Below are 21,334 nucleotides of genomic sequence, written 5' to 3' on the forward strand. Positions count from 1 at the left end.
CCACGTCCGGTTTAAGGTGTTCGCCGTGACCGAGAACCTGTTGCAGGGCCCGCTGGAAGAGCGTCACCGCGAACTGGGCGCCAGTTTCGCCGAATTCGGCGGCTGGCTGATGCCCGTCGCCTACGCGGGCACGGTGTCCGAACACAACGCCACCCGCAACGCCGTCGGCCTGTTCGACGTAAGCCACCTGGGCAAGGCGCTGGTCAAGGGGCCGGGTGCCGCCGAGTTCGTCAACTCCGCACTCACCAACGACCTGCGCCGCATCGGGCCCGGCAAGGCGCAGTACACGCTGTGCTGCACCGAGACCGGCGGGGTGATCGACGATCTGATCGCGTACTACGTCAGTGACGACGAGGTGTTCCTGGTACCCAATGCCGCGAACACCGCCGCCGTGGTGGCGGCCATGAAAGCCGTTGCGCCCGAAGGTCTTACAATCACCGACGAACACCGTTCGTATGCGGTGCTGGCGGTGCAGGGACCCAGGTCCAGCGAGGTGCTCAGCGCGCTCGGTCTGCCCACCGACATGGACTACATGGGCTACGCCGATGCGTCGTACCAGGGTGTGCCGGTGCGGGTGTGCCGGACCGGCTACACCGGCGAACACGGCTACGAACTCCTGCCGCCCTGGGAATCGGCCGGCGTGGTGTTCGACGCCCTGGTGGAGCAGGTGGGCGCCGCCGGCGGTGAACCGGCCGGCCTGGGGGCCCGCGACACCCTGCGCACCGAGATGGGCTATCCGCTGCACGGTCACGAACTTTCGCTGGACATCTCGCCGCTGCAGGCCCGCACCGGCTGGGCGATCGGCTGGAAGAAGGACGCCTTCTGGGGCCGCGACGCGCTGCTGGCCGAGAAGCAGGCCGGCCCCCGCCGCACGCTGCGCGGCCTGAAGGCGCTCGGGCGTGGCGTGCTGCGCGCCGACCTGGCCGTCCTGGCCGGCGACACCCCGGTGGGCGTGACGACGTCCGGCACCTTCTCGCCGACCCTGAAGATCGGCATCGCACTGGCGCTGATCGACGCCGCCGCCGGAATCGAGGACGGTGCGCGCGTCGTCGTCGACGTCCGGGGCCGTCCGATCGAGTGCGAGGTCGTCGCACCGCCGTTCGTGCAAGTCAAAACCCGCTAGCTCGCGGCGATAGAATCGACGCCATGAATCCCGCTGACCTCGAGTTCTCGCTCAGCCGCAACACCAGCCCGGCAAGCGACGAGGTAAGGGCCGGCATCCTGGCCGATCCCGGATTCGGCCGGTATCACACCGATCACATGGTCTCGATCGACTATGACGCGGGCATCGGCTGGCACGATGCCGCGGTGCTGCCGTACGGGCCCATCGAGCTGGACCCCTCGGCGATCGTGCTGCACTACGCGCAGGAGATCTTCGAGGGTCTGAAGGCCTACCGCTGGCCCGACGGGTCCATCGTCTCGTTCCGCCCGGACGCCAACGCCGCCCGGATGCGGGCCTCGGCACACCGGCTGGCCATGCCCGAGCTGCCCGACGAGTTGTTCGTCGAATCGCTGCGGCAGCTGATCTTCATCGACGGTGCGTGGGTGCCGCCGGCCGGCGGTGAGGAGTCGCTGTACCTGCGGCCGTTCATGATCGCCACCGAGCCGGGGCTGGGGGTGCGGCCGGCCAACCAGTACCGCTACCTGTTGATCGCCTCGCCCGCCGGGGCGTACTTCAAGGGCGGCGTCAAACCCGTCAGCGTCTGGTTGTCCACGGAGTACGTGCGGGCCAGCCCCGGCGGCACCGGCGCGGCCAAGTTCGGCGGCAACTACGCCGCTTCGCTGCTGGCCCAGGCCGAGGCCGCCGAGCACGGCTGCGATCAGGTCGTGTGGCTGGATGCCATCGAACGGCGCTACGTCGAGGAGATGGGCGGGATGAACCTGTTCTTCGTCTTCGGCAGTGGCGGCGCAGCCCGGTTGGTCACGCCCGAGCTGTCCGGGTCGCTGCTGCCCGGCATCACCCGGAACTCGTTGCTGCAGTTGGCAACCGACGCTGGCTTCGCGGTCGAGGAGCGCAAGATCGACGTCGAGGAGTGGCGCAAGGGCGTGGCGGCCGGCGAGATCACGGAGGTTTTCGCCTGCGGAACCGCGGCCGTGATCACGCCGGTGTCGGTGGTCAAGTACGGAGATGGTGAGTTCACCGTCGCCGACGGCGAACCCGGTGAGGTCACGATGGCCCTGCGCGACACGCTGACGGGTATCCAGCGCGGCACCTTCGCCGACACCCATGGCTGGATGACGCGGCTCGGCTGAGCCCGAACAGATCAGAAGTGGGCCGCCAGGCCCAGCGCCGTCAGCGTTGTCGTCACCTCGACGGCCGCACCGAGCACGTCTCCCGTGATGCCGCCGAAGCGCCGCACACAATGGGCAACCAGGCCCGCGGTCACGACGAGGGCACCCAGCACCACCACCGGCCCCTGCCACAGCGTCGGCGTGACCCACACCGACGCACCCGCGAGTGCGACCGACCATGCCGCGATCGCCCATAACGGCTGGGTCCCGGCCACCGCCGCGCCCAGGGAACTGCCCGCCGCCGCGGGCACCGAATGCCGGCAGGCCACCAGCACGGCGACGCGCCCCGCGGCCACCGCGACGACGATCGCGGGCAGGGGAGCGCTGGCATACGCGAAGGCCTGCAACGTGATCGCCAGGACCACCGCCGCCACCCCGAAGGGGCCGGCGGTGCCGCCGCGCATCACCGCCAGTGCGCGGTCCGGCGGCCCGTAGCAGCCCAAGCCGTCGATGGTGTCCGACAGGCCGTCGATGTGCAGGCCGCGGGTGGCCAGCAGCAGCGCGCCGACGGCGAGCAGTCCGCCGATGACAGCAGTGGTGAAGACCTTGTCCGCCCCGGCCACCACACCGGCGGCCAGCACGCCTAGCACCAGTCCGACCACCGGCAGGGCGGCCAGCGTGCCGCGGCCCGGCGGGCGTCGGCTACCGACCGGCAATACCGTCGCGAACGCGAAAGCCGATGCCAGGGAACGGATCATGGTTCGCTGCGGCCCGATACGCCCGCGTCGTCGAAGGTGGCCATCTCGGCCAGGGTGGCGATCGCCGCCCGCAGCACGGGCAGGGCGACCGCCGCGCCGGAACCCTCGCCGAGCCGCATTCCCAGATCGATGATCGGGTCGAGTTCCAATTGGGCCAGCGCCAGCGTGTGCGCGGGCTCGGTGGACCGATGCCCGGCCTGCCACCACGCCCGTGCGCCCGGGGCCATCCGCTCGGCCGCCAATGCGGCCGCCGTCACCACCACGCCATCGAGCAGCACGGGCGTGCGTCGCACCGCTGCCTGTGCCAGGAATCCGGCCATGGCCGCCAGGTCGGCGCCGCCGGCCACCCGCAACAGGTCCAGGGGTTCGTATCGGACCGCGTGGGCCCGATACAGCGCGTCGCGCACCGCCGCGGTCTTGCGGATCCAGCCCGCGTCGTCGATGCCGGTGCCGCGGCCCACCACCGCCACCGGCTCGGTGTTGGTCAGTGCCGACACCAGAACCGTTGCGGGCGTGGTGTTTCCGATGCCCATATCACCGGCGATCAGCAGATCGGCCCCGGCGTCGACCTCCTCGTCGGCGATCGTGCGTCCGGCCGCGACGGCGGCGGCGGCCTCGTCCGGGGTCAGGGCATCCTCGACGGAGATGTCGCCGCTGCCACGGCGCACCTTGTGCGCGTCGACGGTACCGGCATCGGCATCGACGGCGACGTCGACCACCCGGACCGAGGCGCCGGCGATCCCGGCCAGTACGTTGATCGCCGCGCCGCCGGCCCGGAAGTTCGCCACCATCTGCGCGGTGACCTCCGGCGGGAACGCCGACACGCCGGACCGGGCCACCCCATGGTCGCCGGCGAACACCACCACCCGGGCACGCTCGAATTGCGTTGGCGGGCAGACGTTCTGGCAGGAGGCGACCCAGACGGACAGTTCCTCGAGACGGCCCAGCGCGCCCGGCGGCTTGGTGAGCGTGCCCTGCCGCTCGCGCGCTGCCGCGGCCGTCGCCGACGAGGGCGGTGTCACTGGGGGGAAATCGGGCTGGTTCACGCTATGACGTTCCCTCGGGTTTGATCGGCACGGCCACCCCGGCGACGACGAGCACCACGCGCTCGCTGACCGCCGCCAACCGCTGGTTGAGCGATCCCAGCTCGTCGGCGAACCGCCGGCCGGCCTCGGTGGCGGGGACCACCGTCAACCCGACCTCGGGGCTCACCAGTACCAGGCGGGCCCGGAATTCGCGGACGGCGTCGATCAATTCGGCCACGCACGGGTCGATCGAACCGCCGGTCCACGCGTCGCACCGGTCCATTGCCGCCGTGAGCCAGCCGCCGATGTCGTCGACCAGGGTGGCCGTCGCCGGATCCGCGCGCAGCACCGCGGCCACGTCGGCGTTCTCGACGCTCAGCCAGTGCGCGGGACGCCGGGCCCGGTGTGCGGCCACGCGGCGGGCCCAGGACGGATCGCCCTCGGTGGCCGGTCCGGTCGCCAGATATCGCACGGCGCCGGGGGATTCGTTGATCCGCTGTTCGGCCCAATCGGACTTGCCCGAGCGGATCCCGCCGAGCACCAGGGTGCGCATCAGTGCTCCGGTGCGGTTCAGTCGATCTTGGCGCCCCGGTCGACCCGGGGCCGCGGCGCGCGCATCCGGCGCAGCTGGGAGGCCCGGCCGGCCGCGTATGTTCCCAGTTTCCAGGAACTCTCGGTGTTGCTCGGGAACTTGACATCCACCTTGCTGCGGACCTTGCGGGCCAGCAGCACGGCGTCGATCGCCATCACGAGCATCAGCACCAGCATGGCCGGTGAGACGTAGTACTGCAGCTGCGGGACACCCAGCATGACGAAGATCATGAACAGGGCCGAGGGCATGAACAGGCCGAGTAGGTTCCGGCGGGCGTCCACGATATCGCGCACGTACGCCCGCACCGGCCCCTGGTCCCGGGGCAGCAGATAGGCCTCCTCGCCGGCCATCATCTTGGCCCGCCGATCGTCCATCCGGGCCCGGCGCTCGGTGCGCTCGGCCTTGCGTTCCTCCCGGGACAACTTCGGGCCGGCCAGTTCCTTGCGCCGCGCGCGGGCCTCCGAGGTGGTCATCGGGGCGGGCGCCACCGGGCCGCGGCGCGCGTTGCCGTCACGTTTGGGGGTCGGCCGACCCTTGGGCGCCGTCTGTCCGGCGGTGCCCGACGCGGGCGCTCGGTCCGTCGCGCCGACCCCGGTCGCCCCGTCGGCGTCGCCCTGGGGGTCCAGTTCGTCGCCGTCACCCTTGTTCCGGCCCAACAGTTTCACGCCAGCCAGGTTACTTCGCGATACCCGTCGCCCGGAATGCACCCGGATCCGGCCGCCCTTAACCTGCTGGTATGCGAGTGCTCATCGCGCCCGACTGCTTCGGCGACACGCTGACCGCGGTGCAGGCCGCCCAGGCGATCGCCGACGGCTGGGGGCGGGCCCGCCCCGCCGACGTGTTGACCCGGGCGCCGCAGTCCGACGGCGGCCCCGGTTTCGTCGACGTGCTGGCCAGCCGGCTCGGTGAACGCCGCCGGGCCCGTGTCCCGGGTCCGCTGGACCAGGCCACCGACGCCGAGTGGGTGTTCGACCCCGCGTCGGGCACCGCCTACATCGAGTGCGCGCAGGCCTGCGGCCTCGCGCTGCTCCCGGACGGTCCGACCGTCGGTACGGCCGTGGCCGCCCACAGCCGCGGGGTGGGCCACCTGGTGGACGCCGCGCTGGCCGCCGGTGCGCGCCGGATCGCCGTCGGGCTGGGCGGCAGCGCCTGCACCGACGGCGGCCGCGGCCTGGCGGACGCCCTGGGCGGGCTGGCGGTTGCGCGCGACCGGCTGGCCGGGGTGGATCTCATCGCGGCGACGGACGTCGAGCACGTCCTGCTGGGCCCGATGGGTGCGGCGCGCGTGTTCGGGCCGCAGAAGGGCGCCGACGCGGCGACCGTCGAGCTGCTCGAACAGCGCCTGAGCACCTGGGGGGCCGAACTCGACGAGGCCGCGGGACGCCCGGTCAGCACCGAACCCGGCGCCGGTGCCGCCGGTGGCCTCGGCGCGGCCCTGCTGGCCCTGGGCGGCCGGCGAGAGTCCGGCGCCGCGATCATCGCCGAGTTCACCGGGCTGGCCGACGACATCGCCACCGCGCAGCTGATCATCACCGGCGAGGGCAGGTTCGACGACCAGTCACTGCACGGCAAGGTGGTCAGTGCGCTGGCCGCCGGCGCCCGCGCCCACCGGGTGCCGGTGCTGGTGCTGGCCGGTCAGGTGACCCTGGACGAGGCCGCCCTGGCGGCGGCCGGCATCCGGGCGGCACATGCGATCGCGGACTTCGCCGGGTCGGTCGAACTGGCCATCGACGACGCCGCCAACCAGCTCACCGGACTGGCCCGGCAGACGGCGGCCGAGCTGGGCGAGGAATACGGGAATAGCAGCTGAGCAAGGTACCGTTGTGGAAGCTGCGACCCGAGCCGATCCAAGGAGACGCAACAATGACCGTTCAGGACGAATCGACAACCACCCATGGCGCGGTCCTGACCGATGCCGCCGCCATCAAGGCGAAGTCGCTGCTGGACCAGGAGGGCCGCGACGATCTGGCCCTGCGGATCGCCGTCCAGCCGGGCGGCTGCGCCGGTCTGCGCTACAACCTGTTCTTCGACGACCGCACCCTCGACGGCGATCTGAACGCCGACTTCAACGGCGTCACGCTGACCGTCGACCGGATGAGCGCCCCCTACATCCAGGGCGCCACCATCGACTTCGTCGACACCATCGAGAAGCAGGGCTTCACCATCGACAACCCCAACGCCACCGGCTCCTGCGCCTGCGGCGACTCGTTCAACTAGAACGTCCCCGCCGCGCGCTGCACGTACGAACACACCAGGATCTGGTTGTCGTGCGCCAGGACCTGCGCCACGGCCTGCCGTTCGATCCCGCCGCCGTCCCGGCTGCCGGTCGCCGGCGCCACCTTCATGGTGAACAGCACCTGAGCGCTGTTCGCTGAGCTGAACACCATGGTGTCCACCGAGGTCACATCGGCCTTGGCGAACTGTTTCTGGAAGGCGTCACTGGACATCCGTGCCAGCGCATCGTCGGTCCGCCGGTCCTTCACCCCGTCGTAGAGCCCGCACAGCGTGTTGCGCGAGATGGTCTGGATGTCGCCGTCCGACAGCGCGTCGAGGTATTTCTGGATCGCGACCTTGACGGCGTCGGCGGTCAGCCCGGTGCTCGACGACGGTGCGGGACCGCGACCGGCGAGCACGGCGGCCACGACGATCCCGGCCACCACCGCCAGGCAGGCCACCACGACGCCCAGCGCACGCCCGCGGCGCCGCGGCCGACGCGGCGGCGGGCCCGGAAAGGGCGGCGGGACGCGGAACGGCTCGGGATAGGGAAGCGGTTGCCCGGTGTACGGATACGGCGGGCCGGCCATAGGTTGTCTCCCGGGTTGGCGCTGGTACACGTTGTCACCGATCCTAAGCATGTCGGCGCAGGCGGTGAATTGTCGGCGGCGACGCCGTGTTCGGTAGGGTGCGCAGGACCGGCCGAAAAATGTAAGGGGTACAGCCACGTGACCATCGCAGTAACCGGGTCGATCGCCACCGACCACCTGATGCGATTTCCGGGCCGATTCTCCGAGCAGCTGCTCGCCGAGCACCTGCAGAAGGTGTCGCTGAGCTTCCTGGTGGACGACCTGGTGGTGCACCGGGGCGGTGTCGCCGGGAACATGTCCTACGCCATCGGTGTGCTCGGCGGCAACGCCGCTCTGGTGGGTGCGGCCGGTGTCGACTTCGGCGAGTACCGGGCCTGGCTGGAGGCCGCCGGCGTCGACTGCAGCCCGGTGCTGGTGTCGCAGACCTCGCACACGGCCCGATTCGTCTGCACCACCGACGAGGACATGGCCCAGATCGCGTCGTTCTACCCCGGTGCCATGTCGGAGGCGCGCGACATTTCGCTCGCAGATGTTGTGAAGACTTGCGGCACACCGGAATTGGTGATCGTGGGGGCCAACGATCCGGCGGCGATGCTGCGGCACACCGAGGAGTGCCGCGAGCTCGGCCTGGCGTTCGCCGCCGACCCGTCGCAGCAGCTGGCCCGCCTGTCGGGCGAGGAGATCCGGTCGCTGATCGGCGGCGCGCAGATCCTGTTCACCAACGACTACGAGTGGGACCTGCTGCTGTCCAAGAGCGGACTGAGCGAGGCCGACGTGATGGGCCAGATCGGGTTGCGCGTGACCACGCTGGGCGCCAAGGGCGTCGATGTGGTCGAGCCGGACGGCACCGTCACCCACGTCGACGTCGTCCCCGAGACCAGTCAGACCGATCCCACCGGCGTCGGCGACGCGTTCCGGGCCGGGTTCCTGACCGCCCAGAGCGCCGGGCTGGGCATCGAGCGTGCGGCGCAGCTGGGCTCGCTGGTGGCCGTGCTGGTGCTGGAGTCCACCGGCACGCAGAACTGGACCTGGAATCGCGACGCCGGTCTTTCGCGCATCAAGGACGCGTACGGCGCGGAAGCGGCCAGCGAGATCGCCGCGGCCCTGCTGTAAACGGCTGACGAGCGTCCGGGTTCGTACACTCCGCATCGGCGTGTCGCGTACAAACACGGCCGCTCGCGGGGGTTGGGCGGGATCGGGGAGCTACAGCTCGACGGGGTAGGTCGGCTCCTTGATATCGGGCACGATGCTGCCGTCGACGAAGATCGCGTGCCAGAGCATGAAGATCAGCACCGTCCACAACCGCCGGCTGTGATCGATGACGCCCTCACGGTGCTCGTCGAGCATGCGGCGCACCCCGGCCAGGTCGACCAGGTCACCGGCCTGCGACGTGTCCACCATGTGATGGGCCCACTCCAGTAGCTCGCCGGCCCGCAGCCAGTGCCGGATCGGCACCGGGAAGCCGAGCTTGGCCCGGTGCAGCACATGCGCGGGCACGATCGGCTCCAGCGCGCGGCGCAGCGCGTACTTGGTGGTGGTGCGGGTGATCTTCTGGTCGAACGGCAGCCGGGACGCGACGGCGAACACCTCGGGATCCAGGAACGGCACCCGCAGTTCCAGCGAGTTGGCCATGGTCATCTTGTCCGCCTTGACCAGGATGTCGCCGCGCAACCAGGTGAACAGATCCAGGTGTTGCATGCGGGCCACCGGATCCCAGTCGCGCGACTGCGCGTAGATGGGCGCCGTGACGTCGGTGTGGGTCCACCCGGCGCGGAAGTTCGGCAGGACGGTGCGCAGCTGATCGTCGGAGAAGCTGCGGGCGTTGCCGTAGTAGCGCTCCTCGAGCGTCAGCGATCCGCGGTGCAGCAGACTCTTGCCGCGCATTCCTTCCGGCAGCGGCCGCGACGCCCTGCCCAGCGACCGTCGCAACGGGCGGGGGATACGGTCGAAAGCCTTGAGCGACAACGGTTCCCGGTAGATGGTGTAGCCGCCGAACAGCTCGTCGGCGCCCTCGCCGGACAGCACCACCTTGACGTGCTTGCGCGCCTCTCGGGCAATGAAGAACAGCGGCACCAGCGCCGGGTCGGCGACCGGTTCGTCGAGGTACCAGACGATCTCGGGCAGCGCGTCGACGAATTCGGCCTGACCGACCACCTTCGTCACGTGCCGGGCGCCGATCGCCTCGGCCGACGCCACGGCCACGTCCACCTCGGAGAATCCTTCGCGTTCGAATCCGGTGGTGAAGGTGATCAGCTTGGGGTTGTGCCGGATCGCCAGCGCCGCGATGGCCGTCGAGTCGATACCGCCGGACAGGAACGCCCCCACGGTGACGTCGGCGCGCATGTGCTTGGCGACGGAATCCTCGAGTACCGCGGTGATCTGGTCGTAGCGGGCCTGCTCGGCACCGGCCCGGAACGGCACGGGGGAGAACCGGGGCGTGAAGTACCGGCCGACCTCGGGGGCCGCGCCCGGCCGGATCCGGGCGAACGAACCCGACTCGAGCCGCCGCACCCCGGTGTGCAGGGTCTCGGGCTCGGGGACGTACTGCAGCACGGTGTAGTGCTGCACGGCACGTCGGTCGATGCTCAGGTCGATGCCCAGCGGCCCGGCGAGATCCAGCAGGCACTTCTTCTCGCTGCCGACCACCGTGCCGCCCGGGCCGGTCGCCATGAACAGCGGCTTGATGCCGAACGGGTCGCGAGCGCAGAACATCTCGCCGGCGGCGGTGTCCCACAGCGCGAACGCGAACATGCCGCGCAGCCGGGTCAGCACCTCCGGGCCCCAGTGATGGAAGCCCGCGACGATTGCCTCACCATCGCCCTCGGTCGCGAACACCGCGCCGAATTCGGACCGCAGCGCCTCCCGCAACTCGAGGTAGTTGTAGATCTCGCCGTTGAACACCAGCACGTAGCGGTCCGGGGAATCCGGCGGCCCCCAACGCAGCGGCTGGTGCGAATGCGCGATGTCGATGATCGACAGCCGGTTGAATCCCAGCACGACGGCCTCGTCGGCCCAGGTGCCGGGCTCGTCGGGGCCGCGGTGGCGCATCAGGTGCGACGCGCCGGCCACCGCGTCGACCAGTTCGGGGGTGACGGACCGGGCCGGGTCACACACCAGGGCAAGCAGTCCGCACATCGCGGGTAAGTATGCCAAACCAGCACGGAACCAGAGGCTGTCGGAGCTTCTCCGGGCATTTCGGGGACCCCGTGCAGCGCCACGCGATACCGAAAGCCGGGTGTGCCGAGCCCGCGCCGTGGCGGTGGTCTACGCTGCGTAGTATTCGATTCGCGCTGCGCGCGTGACCGATCAGACCGAGCTGGATCTCATACAGGAGGCGCCGACGTGAAAACCCACGGGCAGGCCGTTACCCGGACCGGTTCCGGGGGCCGTTCTCGTCGGTTCCGGCAGCTGGGCGTCGCGGTGACGCTGGGCGCACTCGCGGTGACCCTCAGCGGCTGCAGCTGGCAGGAGATCGTCGGCCTCGGCTGGCCCAAGGGCATCACCCCCGAGGCCCACGCGAACTACGACCTGTGGATCTACTCGGTGATCGCGGCGTTCGTCGTCGGCGCCATCGTCTACGCGTTGATGTTCTGGGCGTCGGTGTTCCACCGCAAGAAGGCCGGCGACACCGAGCTGCCCCGCCAGTTCGGCTACAACATGCCGCTGGAACTGGTCCTGACGGTCCTGCCGTTCCTGATCATCTCGGCGCTCTTCTACTTCACCGTGGTGGTGCAGGAGAAGATGCTGCACAAGGACCCCAACCCCGAGGTCGTCATCGACGTCACCGCCTTCCAGTGGAACTGGAAGTTCGGTTACCAGAAGGTCGACTACCGCGACGGGTCGCTGTCCTACGACGGGGCCGACCCGGCCCGCAAGGCCGCCATGGTCTCCAAGCCCGAGGGTGTCGACGCCCACGGTGAGGAGCGGGTGGGCGCCGTGCGCGGGCTCAACCCCGAGGACCGCACCTACCTCAACTTCGACAAGGTCGAGACCCTCGGCACCAGCAGCGAGATCCCCGTTCTGGTCGTGCCCGCCGGCAAGCGGATCGAGTTCCAGATCGCCTCGGCCGACGTCGTGCACTCGTTCTGGGTCCCCGAGTTCTTGTTCAAGCGGGACGTGATGCCCGACCCGCAGGCCAACCACACCGAGAACGTCTTCCAGATCAGTGAGATCCAGCTGCCGGACGGCAAGTCCAGCAGTGCGTTCGTCGGCCGGTGCGCCGAGATGTGCGGCACCTACCACTCGATGATGAACTTCGAGGTCCGGGTCGTCTCGCCCGACGATTTCAAGGCCTACCTGCAGCAGCGCATCGCCGGCAAGACCAACGCCGAAGCGCTGAAGTCGATCAAGCAGTCGCCGCTGGCGACCACCACCGAACCCTTCGACACGCGGCGGGGCGAGCAGGCACCCCCGCTTGGGAACTAGGGAGACAGCGATGCACATCGAAGCGAGGCTCTTCGAGATCCTCACCGCGTTCTTCCTGATCTCGGCCGTCGTCTACGGCGTCCTCACCGGGCTGTTCCAGTACGGCGGGATCGAGTGGGCCGGCACCGTGGCGCTGGCGCTGAGCGGCGGGCTGTCGCTGATCACCGGAACCTTCTTCCGGTTCGTCGCGCGGCGCCTGGACACCCGGCCCGAGGACTATGAGGACGCCGAGATCAGCGACGGCGCGGGCGAACTGGGCTTCTACAGCCCGCACAGCTGGTGGCCGATCATGATCGCGCTGTCGGCCTCGGTGACCGCCGTCGGTATGGCGCTCTGGCTGCCGTGGCTGATCGTCGCCGGTGTGGTCTTCGTGCTGAGCTCGGTGGCCGGTCTCGTATTCGAGTACTACCTCGGCCCCGAAAAGCACTGACCTGCGTCGAAGGTCACAATCAAGGCGCGGTTTCTGCCCCTGCCGTTCTGTCGCGTTCGCCGGGCCCACGGCCTTGGGTAGTGTTCCCGGCGAGCAGGAAAGCGATATCCGTGGACAGACAGGCGGTATGAGGCGGCAATGAGCGGGCCGACATCCCCGGATGACGACGCCGAGGCCGGCGCGGGAACTCCCGACGAGCTCGCCGGCGCGGACTTCCCGTCGCAGGCGTACTCCGCGCCGGAATCCGAGCACATCACCATCGCCCCGTACGTCCCGGCCGACACCGATCTCTACGACTACGACAGCTACCGGCACGAGGGTGCGGACGACAGGGTAGGCGTCGCCGGGCCACGGCCACCGCGCTGGCCCTGGGTCGTCGGGGTCACCGCCATCATCGCGGCGATCACGCTGGTGGTGTCCGTCGCGCTGCTGGTGACCAAGCGGGACACCACGAACCTGGCCATGCCGTCCACGTCCACCACGCCGTCGGCGCCGCCGGTGCAGGACGAGATCACCACCACCGTCCCGCCCCCGCCGCCACCCCCGACCACCACCGAGGAACCGCCACCGCCACCGCCCCCGCCGCCGCCCACCGAGACGGCGACCGAGACGCCCGAACCGCCACCGCCCCCGCCGGCGACCACCGAGGCGCCGCCCCCACCGCCACCCGCCACCACCGCGCCACCGCCCCCGCCGCCGACCACGCCGGCCGGGCCGCGCCAGGTGACCTACTCGGTCACCGGCACCAAGGCGCCGGGCGACATCATCTCGATCACCTACATCGACGCCTCGGGCCGGCAGCGCACGCAACGTAACGTCTACATCCCGTGGTCGCTGACCGTCACCCCGATCTCACAATCGGAGGTCGGCTCGGTGCAGGCGTCCAGTCTGTTCCTGGTGAGTCGGCTGAACTGCTCCATCACCACCAGCGACGGGACCGTGTTGTCGTCGAATTCCAGCAACTCCGCGCAGACCAGCTGCTGATGGGAACACTCACCAGTCGGTGGCCGGGAACACCGCAATCACTGGACCGCGCGTTGGTCATCGCGTGCGCGGCGATCTGGCTGCTGGTCGTGGGCATGGGCGTCGCGGCGGCCGTGGCACTGACCGACCTTGGTCGCGGCCGTTCGGCCGGCGAAAGTGGTTCTGGCACTTCATGGTTGCTGTACGTGGTGATCGCGGTCTCGGCGCTGGTGATCGTGTTGGCGGTGCCACTGCTGCTGCGCGCCCGCAACGCCGCCACGGCGGTCACGCAGGATCCGGCAGCGGCGCCGCCACGGCGTGCGGCGGCCCTGCCCGCCGAGTCGCCCGGATATGTCGAGCCGAACCGGGCGAAGGGCACACCGAAGGTGCCCGGCGACGTCCTGGACCGCATCTGGTTGCGCTGCGGCACCGGCGTCATCGCGGCCACGGGTGCGGCGATGCTGGCGGTCGCGCTGGCCGCTTACCTGCTTGCGGTGGATGCCGACACCGCCGCGTGGGTGGCGCTGGGCATCGCGGCGCTGGTCACCGCCGCGATGTGCGCCATCCCGGTACTGTCGCTGCGTCAGCTGCAGGCCGAACTCGGCTCCACCTGAGCCACCCCGCGCATCACGCGCGGCAGGCGGGATTCTGCGCTCCACCGATCAGCGGTCCGGCTCTGTTCGGCGCGCCCCTCATGCGAAAGCAATTGGGCCCGGGTTCTCACCCGGGCCCAATTGCTGTGTCGCTCAGCGTTGTTGGCTACTCGTGCGTCGCGGACGCCGACTCGACCTCGCGGTGGCCACTGCCGTTGCCGTTGCCGCCGACGATCTCCTCGTCCTGGTAGTTCCGCAGTGCGGCCAGGGCCTGGTGCTCGCGGGCATGGTCGGCCTCGGTGAGCGCGCGGTCCTGGTCCACCGGATCGGCGAACAGGAAGCTGCCCGAGCCGGGCCGGCCGGCCGACCCCAGCTTGTTCATCTTCTTGGGCAACGCCGAACCCTCGTACTCGAGGGGGAGCGGGTGGCCGTGGTCGTCGACCGGTCCCAGTGGCTGGTGCAGCTCGATGTACGCGCCGTGCGGCAGCCGCTTGATGATGCCCGTCTCGATGCCGTGCTCGAGCACCGCGCGGTCGCTGCGCTGCAGGGCCACGGCCCAGCGGTAGGCGATGAAGTACACCAGCGGCGGCACGATCACCATGCCGATACGGCCGATCCACGTCGTCGCGTTCAGCGAGATGTGGAACTTCAGCGCGAGAACGTCGTTCATGGCCGATAGCGTCAGCACCATGTAGAACGCGATCGCCATCGCGCCGATGGCCGTGCGGACCGGAGCGTCCCGCGGACGCTGCAGCAGATTGTGGTGGGCGGTGTCACCGGTGAACCGCTTCTCCAGGAACGGATACGCGATCAGCAGGGTGAAGATCAGGCCCATCAGCAGGGCCACCCACACCACGGCGGGAATGGTGTGCCCGAACGGGTAGAGCTCCCACGGCGGGAAGATACGGGCCAGGCCTTCCGTCCACATCATGTAGAAGTCCGGCTGGCTGCCCGCCGACACCTGGGACGGCTTGTAGGGACCCAGATCCCAGATCGGGTTGATCTGGAACAGGCCGCCCATCAGACCCAGCACGCCGACCGTCATGGCGAAGAACGCACCAGACTTGACCGCGAACACCGGCATGACGCGCACGCCGACGACGTTGCCCTCGGTGCGGCCCGGGCCGGGGAACTGGGTGTGCTTCTGGAACCACACCAGCGCCATGTGCGCGCCGATCAGCGCCAGGATGATGCCGGGGATCAGCAGGATGTGCAGCGCGTACATCCGGGGCAGGAAGACTCCGGAGATATCACAGGTGTAACCGACGCCGCCGCAAGGGAAGTCGCCGCCGAACAGCGCCCAGTGCAACCAGGTGCCGATGATCGGCATGCCCAGCGTGATGGAGCTCATCGCGGCGCGCAGGCCGATGCCGGACAACAGGTCGTCGGGCAGCGAGTAGCCGAAGTAACCCTCGAACATGGCCAGGATCAGCAGCAGCGAACCGATGATCCAGTTCGCCTCACGCGGCCGGCGGAACGCGCCGGTGAAGAAGATGCGCGCCAGGTGGACCATGATCGACGCCGCGAACATCAGGGCCGCCCAGTGGTGCACCTGGCGGACGAACAACCCGCCGCGGATCTCGAAGCTGATATCGAGCGCGGAGGCATAGGCCCGCGACATCTCGATGCCGCGAAGGGGTTGGTAGACACCCTGGTAGGTGACCTCGGCCATCGACGGATCGAAGAACAACGACAGGTAGACACCGGTGATCAGCAGGATGATGAAGCTGTACAGCGCGATCTCGCCGAGCAGGAAGGACCAGTGCGTCGGGAAGACCTTGTTGAGGATGCCGCGCCGGACGGCTTCCGACGGGTGATACCGCGAATCGATCGCGTCGCCCTGCTTGGCCATTACCTCGCCGAGTTTCGGACTCATGATGTGCGCTCCCAGAATGCCGGGCCGACGGCTTCGATGAAGTCACCGTTGGCTACCAGATACCCATCCTTGTCGATCGTTATCGGAAGCTGTGCCAACGCGCGTGCGGCCGGGCCGAAGATCGGCTTGGCGAAGTGCAGCGCGTCGAACTGCGATTGGTGGCACGGGCAGAGGATCCGGTAGGTCTGCTGCTCATAGAGCGACGACGGACAGCCCAGGTGCGAGCACACCTTGGTGTAGGCGAAGAACTCACCGAAGTTGAAGCTCTCCTGGCCCTGTCGCTTGACCACCTTGTGCAGGTCCTGCGGTTTGATCCGGATGAGCATCACGGGGTTGCGGACGCCCATCATGATGCGGCTCAGCAGGTGGTGGGATTCGACGGTGGTGCCGTCGCCGTCCGTCTCGCGCCACGGGAAGACGGTCTCCATGCCACCGGCGTCGAGATCCTCCGGCCGCATCTTGACGAACGGGGAGTGGCTGTCACCGGTCGCGCGGGCCAGGTAGATGGTCTCGCCGTGGAAGCGCGGGGTCCAGCCCGACGTCCACAGCACGGCCTTCTTGCCCTCGGCCGTCGGCACCACGGGTTTCCACGGGTTCTTGATCAGGCCGCCGGCGAAGGCCACCAGGGTGCCCACGCCGAACGCGCCCATGCCCAGGCCCATGGAGGCGATGATCATCTTGCGCCGCTTGATGGTCGAGCCGTCCAGCGCGTCGGTCAGGTTGGCGACGATGGTCTTGCGGTGGATCTCCGGGGACGCGCCGTCGTGGCGGTCCTGGATGGTGATCTCCTCCGGGATGAACTTCTTCTGATAGAGCACCGCGCCGATGCCGATCGCCAGGATCGACAGGCCGAAGGTCAGCCCGTACATCGGGGTGGCCAGCGTGTACCACCAGCTGTCCGGGTCGTACTCCCAGGGCCAGAACAGGAAGACCACCAGCAGTGCCAGCCCCATCACGCCGCCGAGCAGCAGCCACAGGGCCACCGTGCGCTCGGCGCGCTTCTCGGCGCGGGTGCCGTCGACCGGCCAGCGGCTCTCCTTGAAGACGATGTCGACGCCGTCGAGCTTGCCGCCCAGGTCGAGGAGTTCCTCGTTGGACATCTCGGCCAGTTCGGCGTCCGTCGGCCGAGGACCCTGCTGGTTGCTCATGCGCGCGCTCCGATCCACATCGCGATGCCGATCATCAGGACCATGCCGCCGATCCACATGAACATTCCCTCGGAGGTCGGACCGAAGCCGCCCAGGCCGTAGCCGCCGGGGCTGCGCGCCTCGGCCGACTCGCGCACGTAGGTGACGATGTCCTTCTTCTCCTCGGGCGAGAGCTGCCGGTCGGAGAACTTCGGCATGTTCTGCGGACCCGTCAGCATGGCCGTGTAGATCTGCTGCGGGGTGGCCTCGCCGAGATCCGGTGCGTACTTGCCGGACGACAGTGCGCCCCCCTTGCCGGTGAAGTTGTGGCAGGACGCGCAGTTCAGCCGGAACAGGTCGCCGCCACGGGCCACGTCACCGCGGGTCAGGGACTCCTGTGCGATGTGGCCGTTGGCGTCCCGCACCACCGTCGGTCCGCCGCCGTTGGCCTGGACGTAGGCCCCGAGTGCCTCGATCTGCGCCTCGTCGAAGATGACCTGCTTCTTGGGCACCTGCGCATTGAGGCTCATCGCCGGCATCCGGCCGGTGGAGACCTGGAAGTACACCGCCGCGTCGCCAACCCCGATCAGGGCGGGCCCACGATCGCCCACACCCTGCAGGTTGGCACCGTGACAGCTGACGCACGACGTCTCGTAGAGCTGCTTGCCGGTACGCAGGATGGCCGACTGCGATTCGTCGGCCACCGCGACCTGCGGGCGCGGCGTCAGTACGGCGGCAAGACCACCCGCGAACGCCAGGGCTATCAGCAGGAGCAACCCGGCCGACAACCGGCGGCGCAGACGTCTGCGCGACCGATCGCTGGCCGATCCGAGCAACCGCGAGATCTTCAACCGAGCACTCCTGTCCATGGGCTTGTCTGGGGGCTACCGGGATTTCATCGCACGAAATAGATGACGGCGAACAGCGCGATCCACACGATGTCGACGAAGTGCCAGTAGTACGACACGACGATCGCGGCGGTGGCCTGTGCGGGGGTGAACTTGCTCATCCTGGTTCGCGCCAGCAGCAGGATGAAGGCGATCAGACCGCCGATGACGTGCAGCCCGTGGAACCCGGTGGCCAGGTAGAACACCGTTCCGTAGGCGCTGCCGGGGATGGTGGTGCCGTGCGCCACGAGGTGCAGATACTCATATCCCTGGCCGCAGACGAAGAACAGGCCCATCAGGAAGGTGAGCAGATACCACCGGCGCAGGCCGAACACGTCGCCGCGCTCGGCGGCGAAGACGCCCATCTGGCACGTGAACGACGACGCGATCAGCACCAGGGTGACCGGTACCGCGAGCGCGAGGTTCAGCTCGGTCGGATGTGGTGGCCAGTCCCCGGCAGCTTGGGCGCGCGCGGTGAAGTACATCGCAAAGAGGCCGGCGAAGAACATCAGCTCGCTCGACAGCCACACGATGGTGCCGACACTGACCATGTTTGGCCTGTTCAGCGAATGTACGCGCGACGTGATGGCAGTACCGGAGGTCCCTACAGCGCTCGTCACATGAAGAAGTATGACGCTTTGTAGTTGGCGAACTCCACCCGGGGAGGGAATTGGTTTCCGGTGTCGCGCTCCCGGGTCCCGGACGACCCGCGCGACATGGGAAAATCGGCGGGTGACCGACGACCGTTCGTGGCGCGCCATCCTGAGCCGCCTCACCGATCTACAGCACCTGGCGCCTGGGGATGCCGCGTGGGCGATGGAGCAGATCATGACCGGGGCCGCGACGCCGGCACAGATCGCGGCCTTCGGGGTCGCGATGAAGATGAAGCGGCCCACCCCGGCCGAGGTGACCGAGCTGGCCGACGTGATGCTGGCGCACGCCCGCCGGGTGCCCACGGAGGTCATCGGCACCGAGACCGTCGACATCGTCGGGACCGGGGGCGACGGGGCCAACACCGTGAACCTGTCCACGATGGCCGCCGTGGTGTGCGCGGCCGCCGGTGTTCCGGTGGTCAAGCACGGGAACCGGGCGGCGTCCTCGTTGTCCGGGGGGGCCGACACCCTCGAGGAGCTCGGGGTCCGGATCGACCTGGGCCCCGCGGAGGTGGCCCGCTGCGTCGAAGAGGTGGGTATCGGGTTCTGCTTCGCTCCCATCTTTCATCCGTCCTACAAGCACGCCGGGCCGCCGCGTCAGCAGATCGGGGTGCCCACCGTCTTCAATCTCCTTGGGCCGCTGACGAATCCGGCCGGGCCCCGGGCCGGGTTGATCGGTTGTGCGTTCGGCGATCTGGCCGAGGTGATGGCCGGGGTGTTCGCCGCGCGGCGCTGCAGTGTGCTGGTGGTCCATGGCGACGACGGCCTCGATGAGCTCACGACGACCACCACCTCGACCATCTGGCGCGTGCAGGCCGGCACCGTCGACCGGCTGACGTTCGATCCGGCCGGGTTCGGGTTCGCCCGCGCCGCACTGTCCGAACTGGTGGGCGGCGACGCGCGGTTCAACGCGGCCGAGGCGCGGTCCGTCTTCGGCGGTGCGACCGGCGCGGTGCGCGACGCGGTGATCCTCAACGCGGCCGGGGCGTTGGTGGCCCATGCGGGACTGTCGAGTTCGGCGGAGTGGCTGCCGGCGTGGGAGTCGGGCCTAGCCCGCGCCGCGCAGGCCATCGACAGCGGCGCGGCCGGGGAGAAGCTGGCCGACTGGGTGAAGTTCAGTCAGTCGTTCTGAGAAGCCTTGGGCCGCAACGCGGGCCGAGCGCGCGGTGGCCGACCAGGTGCCGAAGTGGCCCGCGCCGCCGGCCGGGCTGGCCCAGCCGGTGCTGGCCCGGACGATCCGGGTGCCCGGCGTCACGAGCCAGCGGTCCAGCAGCGCCGTCTCCTCGACGAGCGCTCCCCCCAGTGGCGCGGCCTGATACAGCACGGTCTGCGCCGCCGCGGTCAGCGCGTCGACCACCGGCATCGGCGGGACGCCCTTGGCCGCGTTGCCGGCACTGGCGAGCTGACCGTGCCGGATGACGGCGAGCTGCCAGCCCCCGGCCCCGTCGGGCTGGGCGGCGACCAGTTCGGCGACCGCGGCCAGGGCGTGCAGCCGCTGTCCGCGCCACAGCGCGTCGATGGCGGTGGCCAGGTGGTCGCGCAGCCGGGCGGCGCTCTCGTAGCGGCCGCGTTCGGCGAGTTCGGCGACGTGGGCGACGGCCGCGGCCAGGGCGGTGCGGTCGGCGCCGGCGATCAGGGTGGCCATCCGCTGTGCCGCCGGGGCGTACTCGGCCGCCGAGACGTCACGGGCGGCCGGGCAGGGTGAGACCTCGCGTTCGGGGCATGCCGGCCCGTGCCGCGCCGAACCCGCGATCCGGCGGGTGCACGTGCGCAGACCGGTGAAGCGGGCCAGCACGTCGGCGGTGGCGGCCGCGTCGGCGCGGGCCCGGAACGGCCCGGCGATGCCGAGTTCCGGCCCGGCGGGTTTCGGGCGGCGCACGACCGACAGCCGGGGGAACGCCTCGTCGGTCAGGGTGATCCACCACCACCGGTGCGGGAACCTCGACCGCCGGTTGTACGGCGGCGCGTGGGCGGCCAGCAGCCGAAGTTCACGCACTCCGGCCTCCAGCGGGTGCGCGCACTCGACGTGGTCGACCGCCTCGGCCAGGGTGACCATTTCGCGCATCCGCCCACGCGGGTCGGCGCCGGTGAAGTAGTGGGCGACGCGGCGGCGCAGGTCGGCCGCGGTACCGATGTAGAGCACCTCGGCGCCGGGCCCGCGGAACAGGTAGACCCCCGGACGGTGCGGCAGGTGGTCGGCCAGCACCCGCTTGCGGCGCTGGGCCGGCGCGATGTTGGGCAGGTACGAGCGCAGTTCGGGGTAGGTGTGCACGCCGAGGTTGCCGACGCGTTCGATCAGTCCGTGCAGGACGTCGACGGTGGCGCGGGCGTCGTCGAGGGCGCGGTGGGTGGGTTCGGTGGTGGTCCGGAACAACCGGGCCAGTGCCGCCAGCCGGACGCTGGGTGCCTCCTCGCGGGTCAACACCCGGCGGGCCAGTCGGACCGTGCACAGCACGGGCGGGTTGGGCCAGGTCAGCGCGCACTGGGCCGCGGCGGCGCGCAGGAAGCCGATGTCGAAGCCGGCGTTGTGCGCCACCAGCACCGCACCGCGGCTGAACTCGAGGAACATCGGCAGCACCGCGTCGATCTTCGGTGCGTCGTGCGCCATGGCGGTGGTGATGCCGGTGAGCCGGACGATCTGCGGCGGGATCTCGCGACCGGGGTCGACCAGGGTGGCGAACTCGCCGAGGACGACGCCGCCGCGGATCTTGACGGCGCCGATCTCGGTGATGGCGTCGCAGACCCCGCCGGGGGTGGCCGGCCGGGACCGGCCGCCGGTGGTCTCGAGGTCCACGACCACGAAGGTGGTGTCGCGGAGCGCGACATCGGCGGTCGAATCCATGTCGCCGAAGCTCAGCTGGCCGGCCTGTCCCACGGCACAGACGGTAAACCGGGGCCCCGACAGCCCCACGGGTCTCGTGCGACCCAGCCGCCTCGAGTGCCCGTGCGCGCGGCGCCGACTGCGCGGT

Annotated in this window: 21 protein-coding genes; 10 read left to right on the plus strand and 11 right to left on the minus strand. The window is 69.9% G+C overall.

The genetic code is table 11. The features are described 5' to 3' along the window. Positions 1–25 precede the first annotated feature (25 nt). Entirely contained in the window at positions 26–1,123 is a 1,098-nt protein-coding gene (gene gcvT / locus U0R18_RS00250; RefSeq protein ID WP_526364776.1) for a glycine cleavage system aminomethyltransferase GcvT, read from the plus strand. A gap of 23 nt (positions 1,124–1,146) precedes the next feature. Beyond that, on the plus strand, positions 1,147–2,253 hold the full coding sequence (locus U0R18_RS00255) for a branched-chain amino acid aminotransferase (RefSeq protein WP_526364778.1): 1,107 nt from the start codon (positions 1,147–1,149) through the stop codon (positions 2,251–2,253). 11 nt (positions 2,254–2,264) lie between these two features. On the opposite strand, the gene U0R18_RS00260 is transcribed toward U0R18_RS00255, so the two are convergent. From U0R18_RS00260 to U0R18_RS00275, 4 genes are read right to left on the minus strand one after another with little or no spacing between them, the layout of a single operon-like run. Further along, positions 2,265–2,990, minus strand: coding sequence for an adenosylcobinamide-GDP ribazoletransferase (locus tag U0R18_RS00260; RefSeq protein ID WP_526364780.1), 726 nt, complete (start codon positions 2,988–2,990; stop codon positions 2,265–2,267). After that, positions 2,987–4,036: a nicotinate-nucleotide--dimethylbenzimidazole phosphoribosyltransferase gene (gene cobT / locus U0R18_RS00265; protein ID WP_526364782.1), complete on the minus strand. Its 1,050-nt coding sequence runs from the start codon at positions 4,034–4,036 to the stop codon at positions 2,987–2,989. The genes U0R18_RS00260 and cobT overlap by 4 nt, the downstream gene beginning before the upstream one ends. 1 nt (position 4,037) lies before the next feature. After that, the gene (locus U0R18_RS00270; RefSeq protein ID WP_526364784.1) at positions 4,038–4,568 is read right to left on the minus strand and encodes a bifunctional adenosylcobinamide kinase/adenosylcobinamide-phosphate guanylyltransferase; all 531 of its coding nucleotides are present in this window, start codon (positions 4,566–4,568) and stop codon (positions 4,038–4,040) included. 17 nt (positions 4,569–4,585) lie between these two features. Beyond that, entirely contained in the window at positions 4,586–5,272 is a 687-nt protein-coding gene (locus U0R18_RS00275; RefSeq protein ID WP_526364786.1) for a DUF3043 domain-containing protein, read from the minus strand. A 71-nt stretch (positions 5,273–5,343) separates the two neighbouring features. Between U0R18_RS00275 and U0R18_RS00280 the strand changes: the two genes are divergently transcribed. Next, on the plus strand, positions 5,344–6,417 hold the full coding sequence (locus U0R18_RS00280; RefSeq protein ID WP_526364788.1) for a glycerate kinase: 1,074 nt from the start codon (positions 5,344–5,346) through the stop codon (positions 6,415–6,417). A gap of 53 nt (positions 6,418–6,470) precedes the next feature. After that, the gene (locus U0R18_RS00285) at positions 6,471–6,824 is read left to right on the plus strand and encodes a HesB/IscA family protein (protein ID WP_526364790.1); all 354 of its coding nucleotides are present in this window, start codon (positions 6,471–6,473) and stop codon (positions 6,822–6,824) included. Here the strand turns inward: U0R18_RS00285 and U0R18_RS00290 are convergent. After that, positions 6,821–7,411 (minus strand): Rv0361 family membrane protein, encoded by a 591-nt coding sequence (locus U0R18_RS00290; RefSeq protein WP_526364792.1) that lies wholly within the window; start codon positions 7,409–7,411, stop codon positions 6,821–6,823. The two genes, U0R18_RS00285 and U0R18_RS00290, sit on opposite strands and share 4 nt — an antisense overlap. Before the next feature lie 138 nt (positions 7,412–7,549). Here U0R18_RS00290 and U0R18_RS00295 point away from each other — a divergent pair, with 138 nt between their 5' ends. Continuing rightward, the gene (locus U0R18_RS00295; RefSeq protein WP_526364794.1) at positions 7,550–8,524 is read left to right on the plus strand and encodes a carbohydrate kinase family protein; all 975 of its coding nucleotides are present in this window, start codon (positions 7,550–7,552) and stop codon (positions 8,522–8,524) included. Between the two features lie 90 nt (positions 8,525–8,614). Here the strand turns inward: U0R18_RS00295 and asnB are convergent, their stop codons facing one another. After that, on the minus strand, positions 8,615–10,546 hold the full coding sequence (gene asnB / locus U0R18_RS00300; RefSeq protein ID WP_526364796.1) for an asparagine synthase (glutamine-hydrolyzing): 1,932 nt from the start codon (positions 10,544–10,546) through the stop codon (positions 8,615–8,617). Positions 10,547–10,753: 207 nt separating this feature from the next. On the opposite strand from asnB, the gene ctaC reads away from it, so the two are divergent. The 4 genes from ctaC to U0R18_RS00320 all read left to right on the plus strand — a co-directional run bounded on the left by ctaC (position 10,754) and on the right by U0R18_RS00320 (position 13,843). Further along, a complete protein-coding gene (gene ctaC, locus U0R18_RS00305; RefSeq protein WP_526364798.1) occupies positions 10,754–11,836 on the plus strand; it encodes an aa3-type cytochrome oxidase subunit II in 1,083 nt (360 codons plus the stop codon). A 10-nt stretch (positions 11,837–11,846) separates the two neighbouring features. Further along, a complete protein-coding gene (gene ctaF / locus U0R18_RS00310) occupies positions 11,847–12,266 on the plus strand; it encodes an aa3-type cytochrome oxidase subunit IV (RefSeq protein WP_526364800.1) in 420 nt (139 codons plus the stop codon). A gap of 138 nt (positions 12,267–12,404) precedes the next feature. Next, entirely contained in the window at positions 12,405–13,250 is an 846-nt protein-coding gene (locus U0R18_RS00315; protein WP_526364802.1) for an MmpS family transport accessory protein, read from the plus strand. Continuing rightward, complete coding sequence (locus U0R18_RS00320; RefSeq protein WP_526364804.1) at positions 13,250–13,843, plus strand: DUF2561 family protein; 594 nt, start codon at positions 13,250–13,252, stop codon at positions 13,841–13,843. Before U0R18_RS00315 ends, U0R18_RS00320 begins: the two co-directional genes overlap by 1 nt. Before the next feature lie 145 nt (positions 13,844–13,988). On the opposite strand, the gene qcrB is transcribed toward U0R18_RS00320, so the two are convergent. From qcrB to ctaE, 4 genes are read right to left on the minus strand one after another with little or no spacing between them, the layout of a single operon-like run. After that, complete coding sequence (gene qcrB / locus U0R18_RS00325; RefSeq protein WP_526364806.1) at positions 13,989–15,698, minus strand: cytochrome bc1 complex cytochrome b subunit; 1,710 nt, start codon at positions 15,696–15,698, stop codon at positions 13,989–13,991. Next, entirely contained in the window at positions 15,695–16,846 is a 1,152-nt protein-coding gene (gene qcrA / locus U0R18_RS00330) for a cytochrome bc1 complex Rieske iron-sulfur subunit (RefSeq protein ID WP_526364808.1), read from the minus strand. The genes qcrB and qcrA overlap by 4 nt, the downstream gene beginning before the upstream one ends. Then, the gene (gene qcrC, locus U0R18_RS00335; RefSeq protein ID WP_526364810.1) at positions 16,843–17,694 is read right to left on the minus strand and encodes a cytochrome bc1 complex diheme cytochrome c subunit; all 852 of its coding nucleotides are present in this window, start codon (positions 17,692–17,694) and stop codon (positions 16,843–16,845) included. Before qcrC ends, qcrA begins: the two co-directional genes overlap by 4 nt. 26 nt (positions 17,695–17,720) lie before the next feature. Next, positions 17,721–18,332 (minus strand): aa3-type cytochrome oxidase subunit III, encoded by a 612-nt coding sequence (ctaE, locus tag U0R18_RS00340; RefSeq protein ID WP_526364812.1) that lies wholly within the window; start codon positions 18,330–18,332, stop codon positions 17,721–17,723. A 112-nt stretch (positions 18,333–18,444) separates the two neighbouring features. Between ctaE and trpD the strand changes: the two genes are divergently transcribed. Next, a complete protein-coding gene (gene trpD, locus U0R18_RS00345; RefSeq protein WP_526364814.1) occupies positions 18,445–19,497 on the plus strand; it encodes an anthranilate phosphoribosyltransferase in 1,053 nt (350 codons plus the stop codon). On the opposite strand, the gene U0R18_RS00350 is transcribed toward trpD, so the two are convergent. Next, the gene (locus tag U0R18_RS00350) at positions 19,414–21,240 is read right to left on the minus strand and encodes a DEDD exonuclease domain-containing protein (protein ID WP_526364816.1); all 1,827 of its coding nucleotides are present in this window, start codon (positions 21,238–21,240) and stop codon (positions 19,414–19,416) included. The two genes, trpD and U0R18_RS00350, sit on opposite strands and share 84 nt — an antisense overlap. Between the last annotated feature and the right edge of the window lie 94 nt (positions 21,241–21,334).

This window comes from Mycobacterium sp. (assembly GCF_046330795.1).
Taxonomy (GTDB): domain Bacteria; phylum Actinomycetota; class Actinomycetes; order Mycobacteriales; family Mycobacteriaceae; genus Mycobacterium.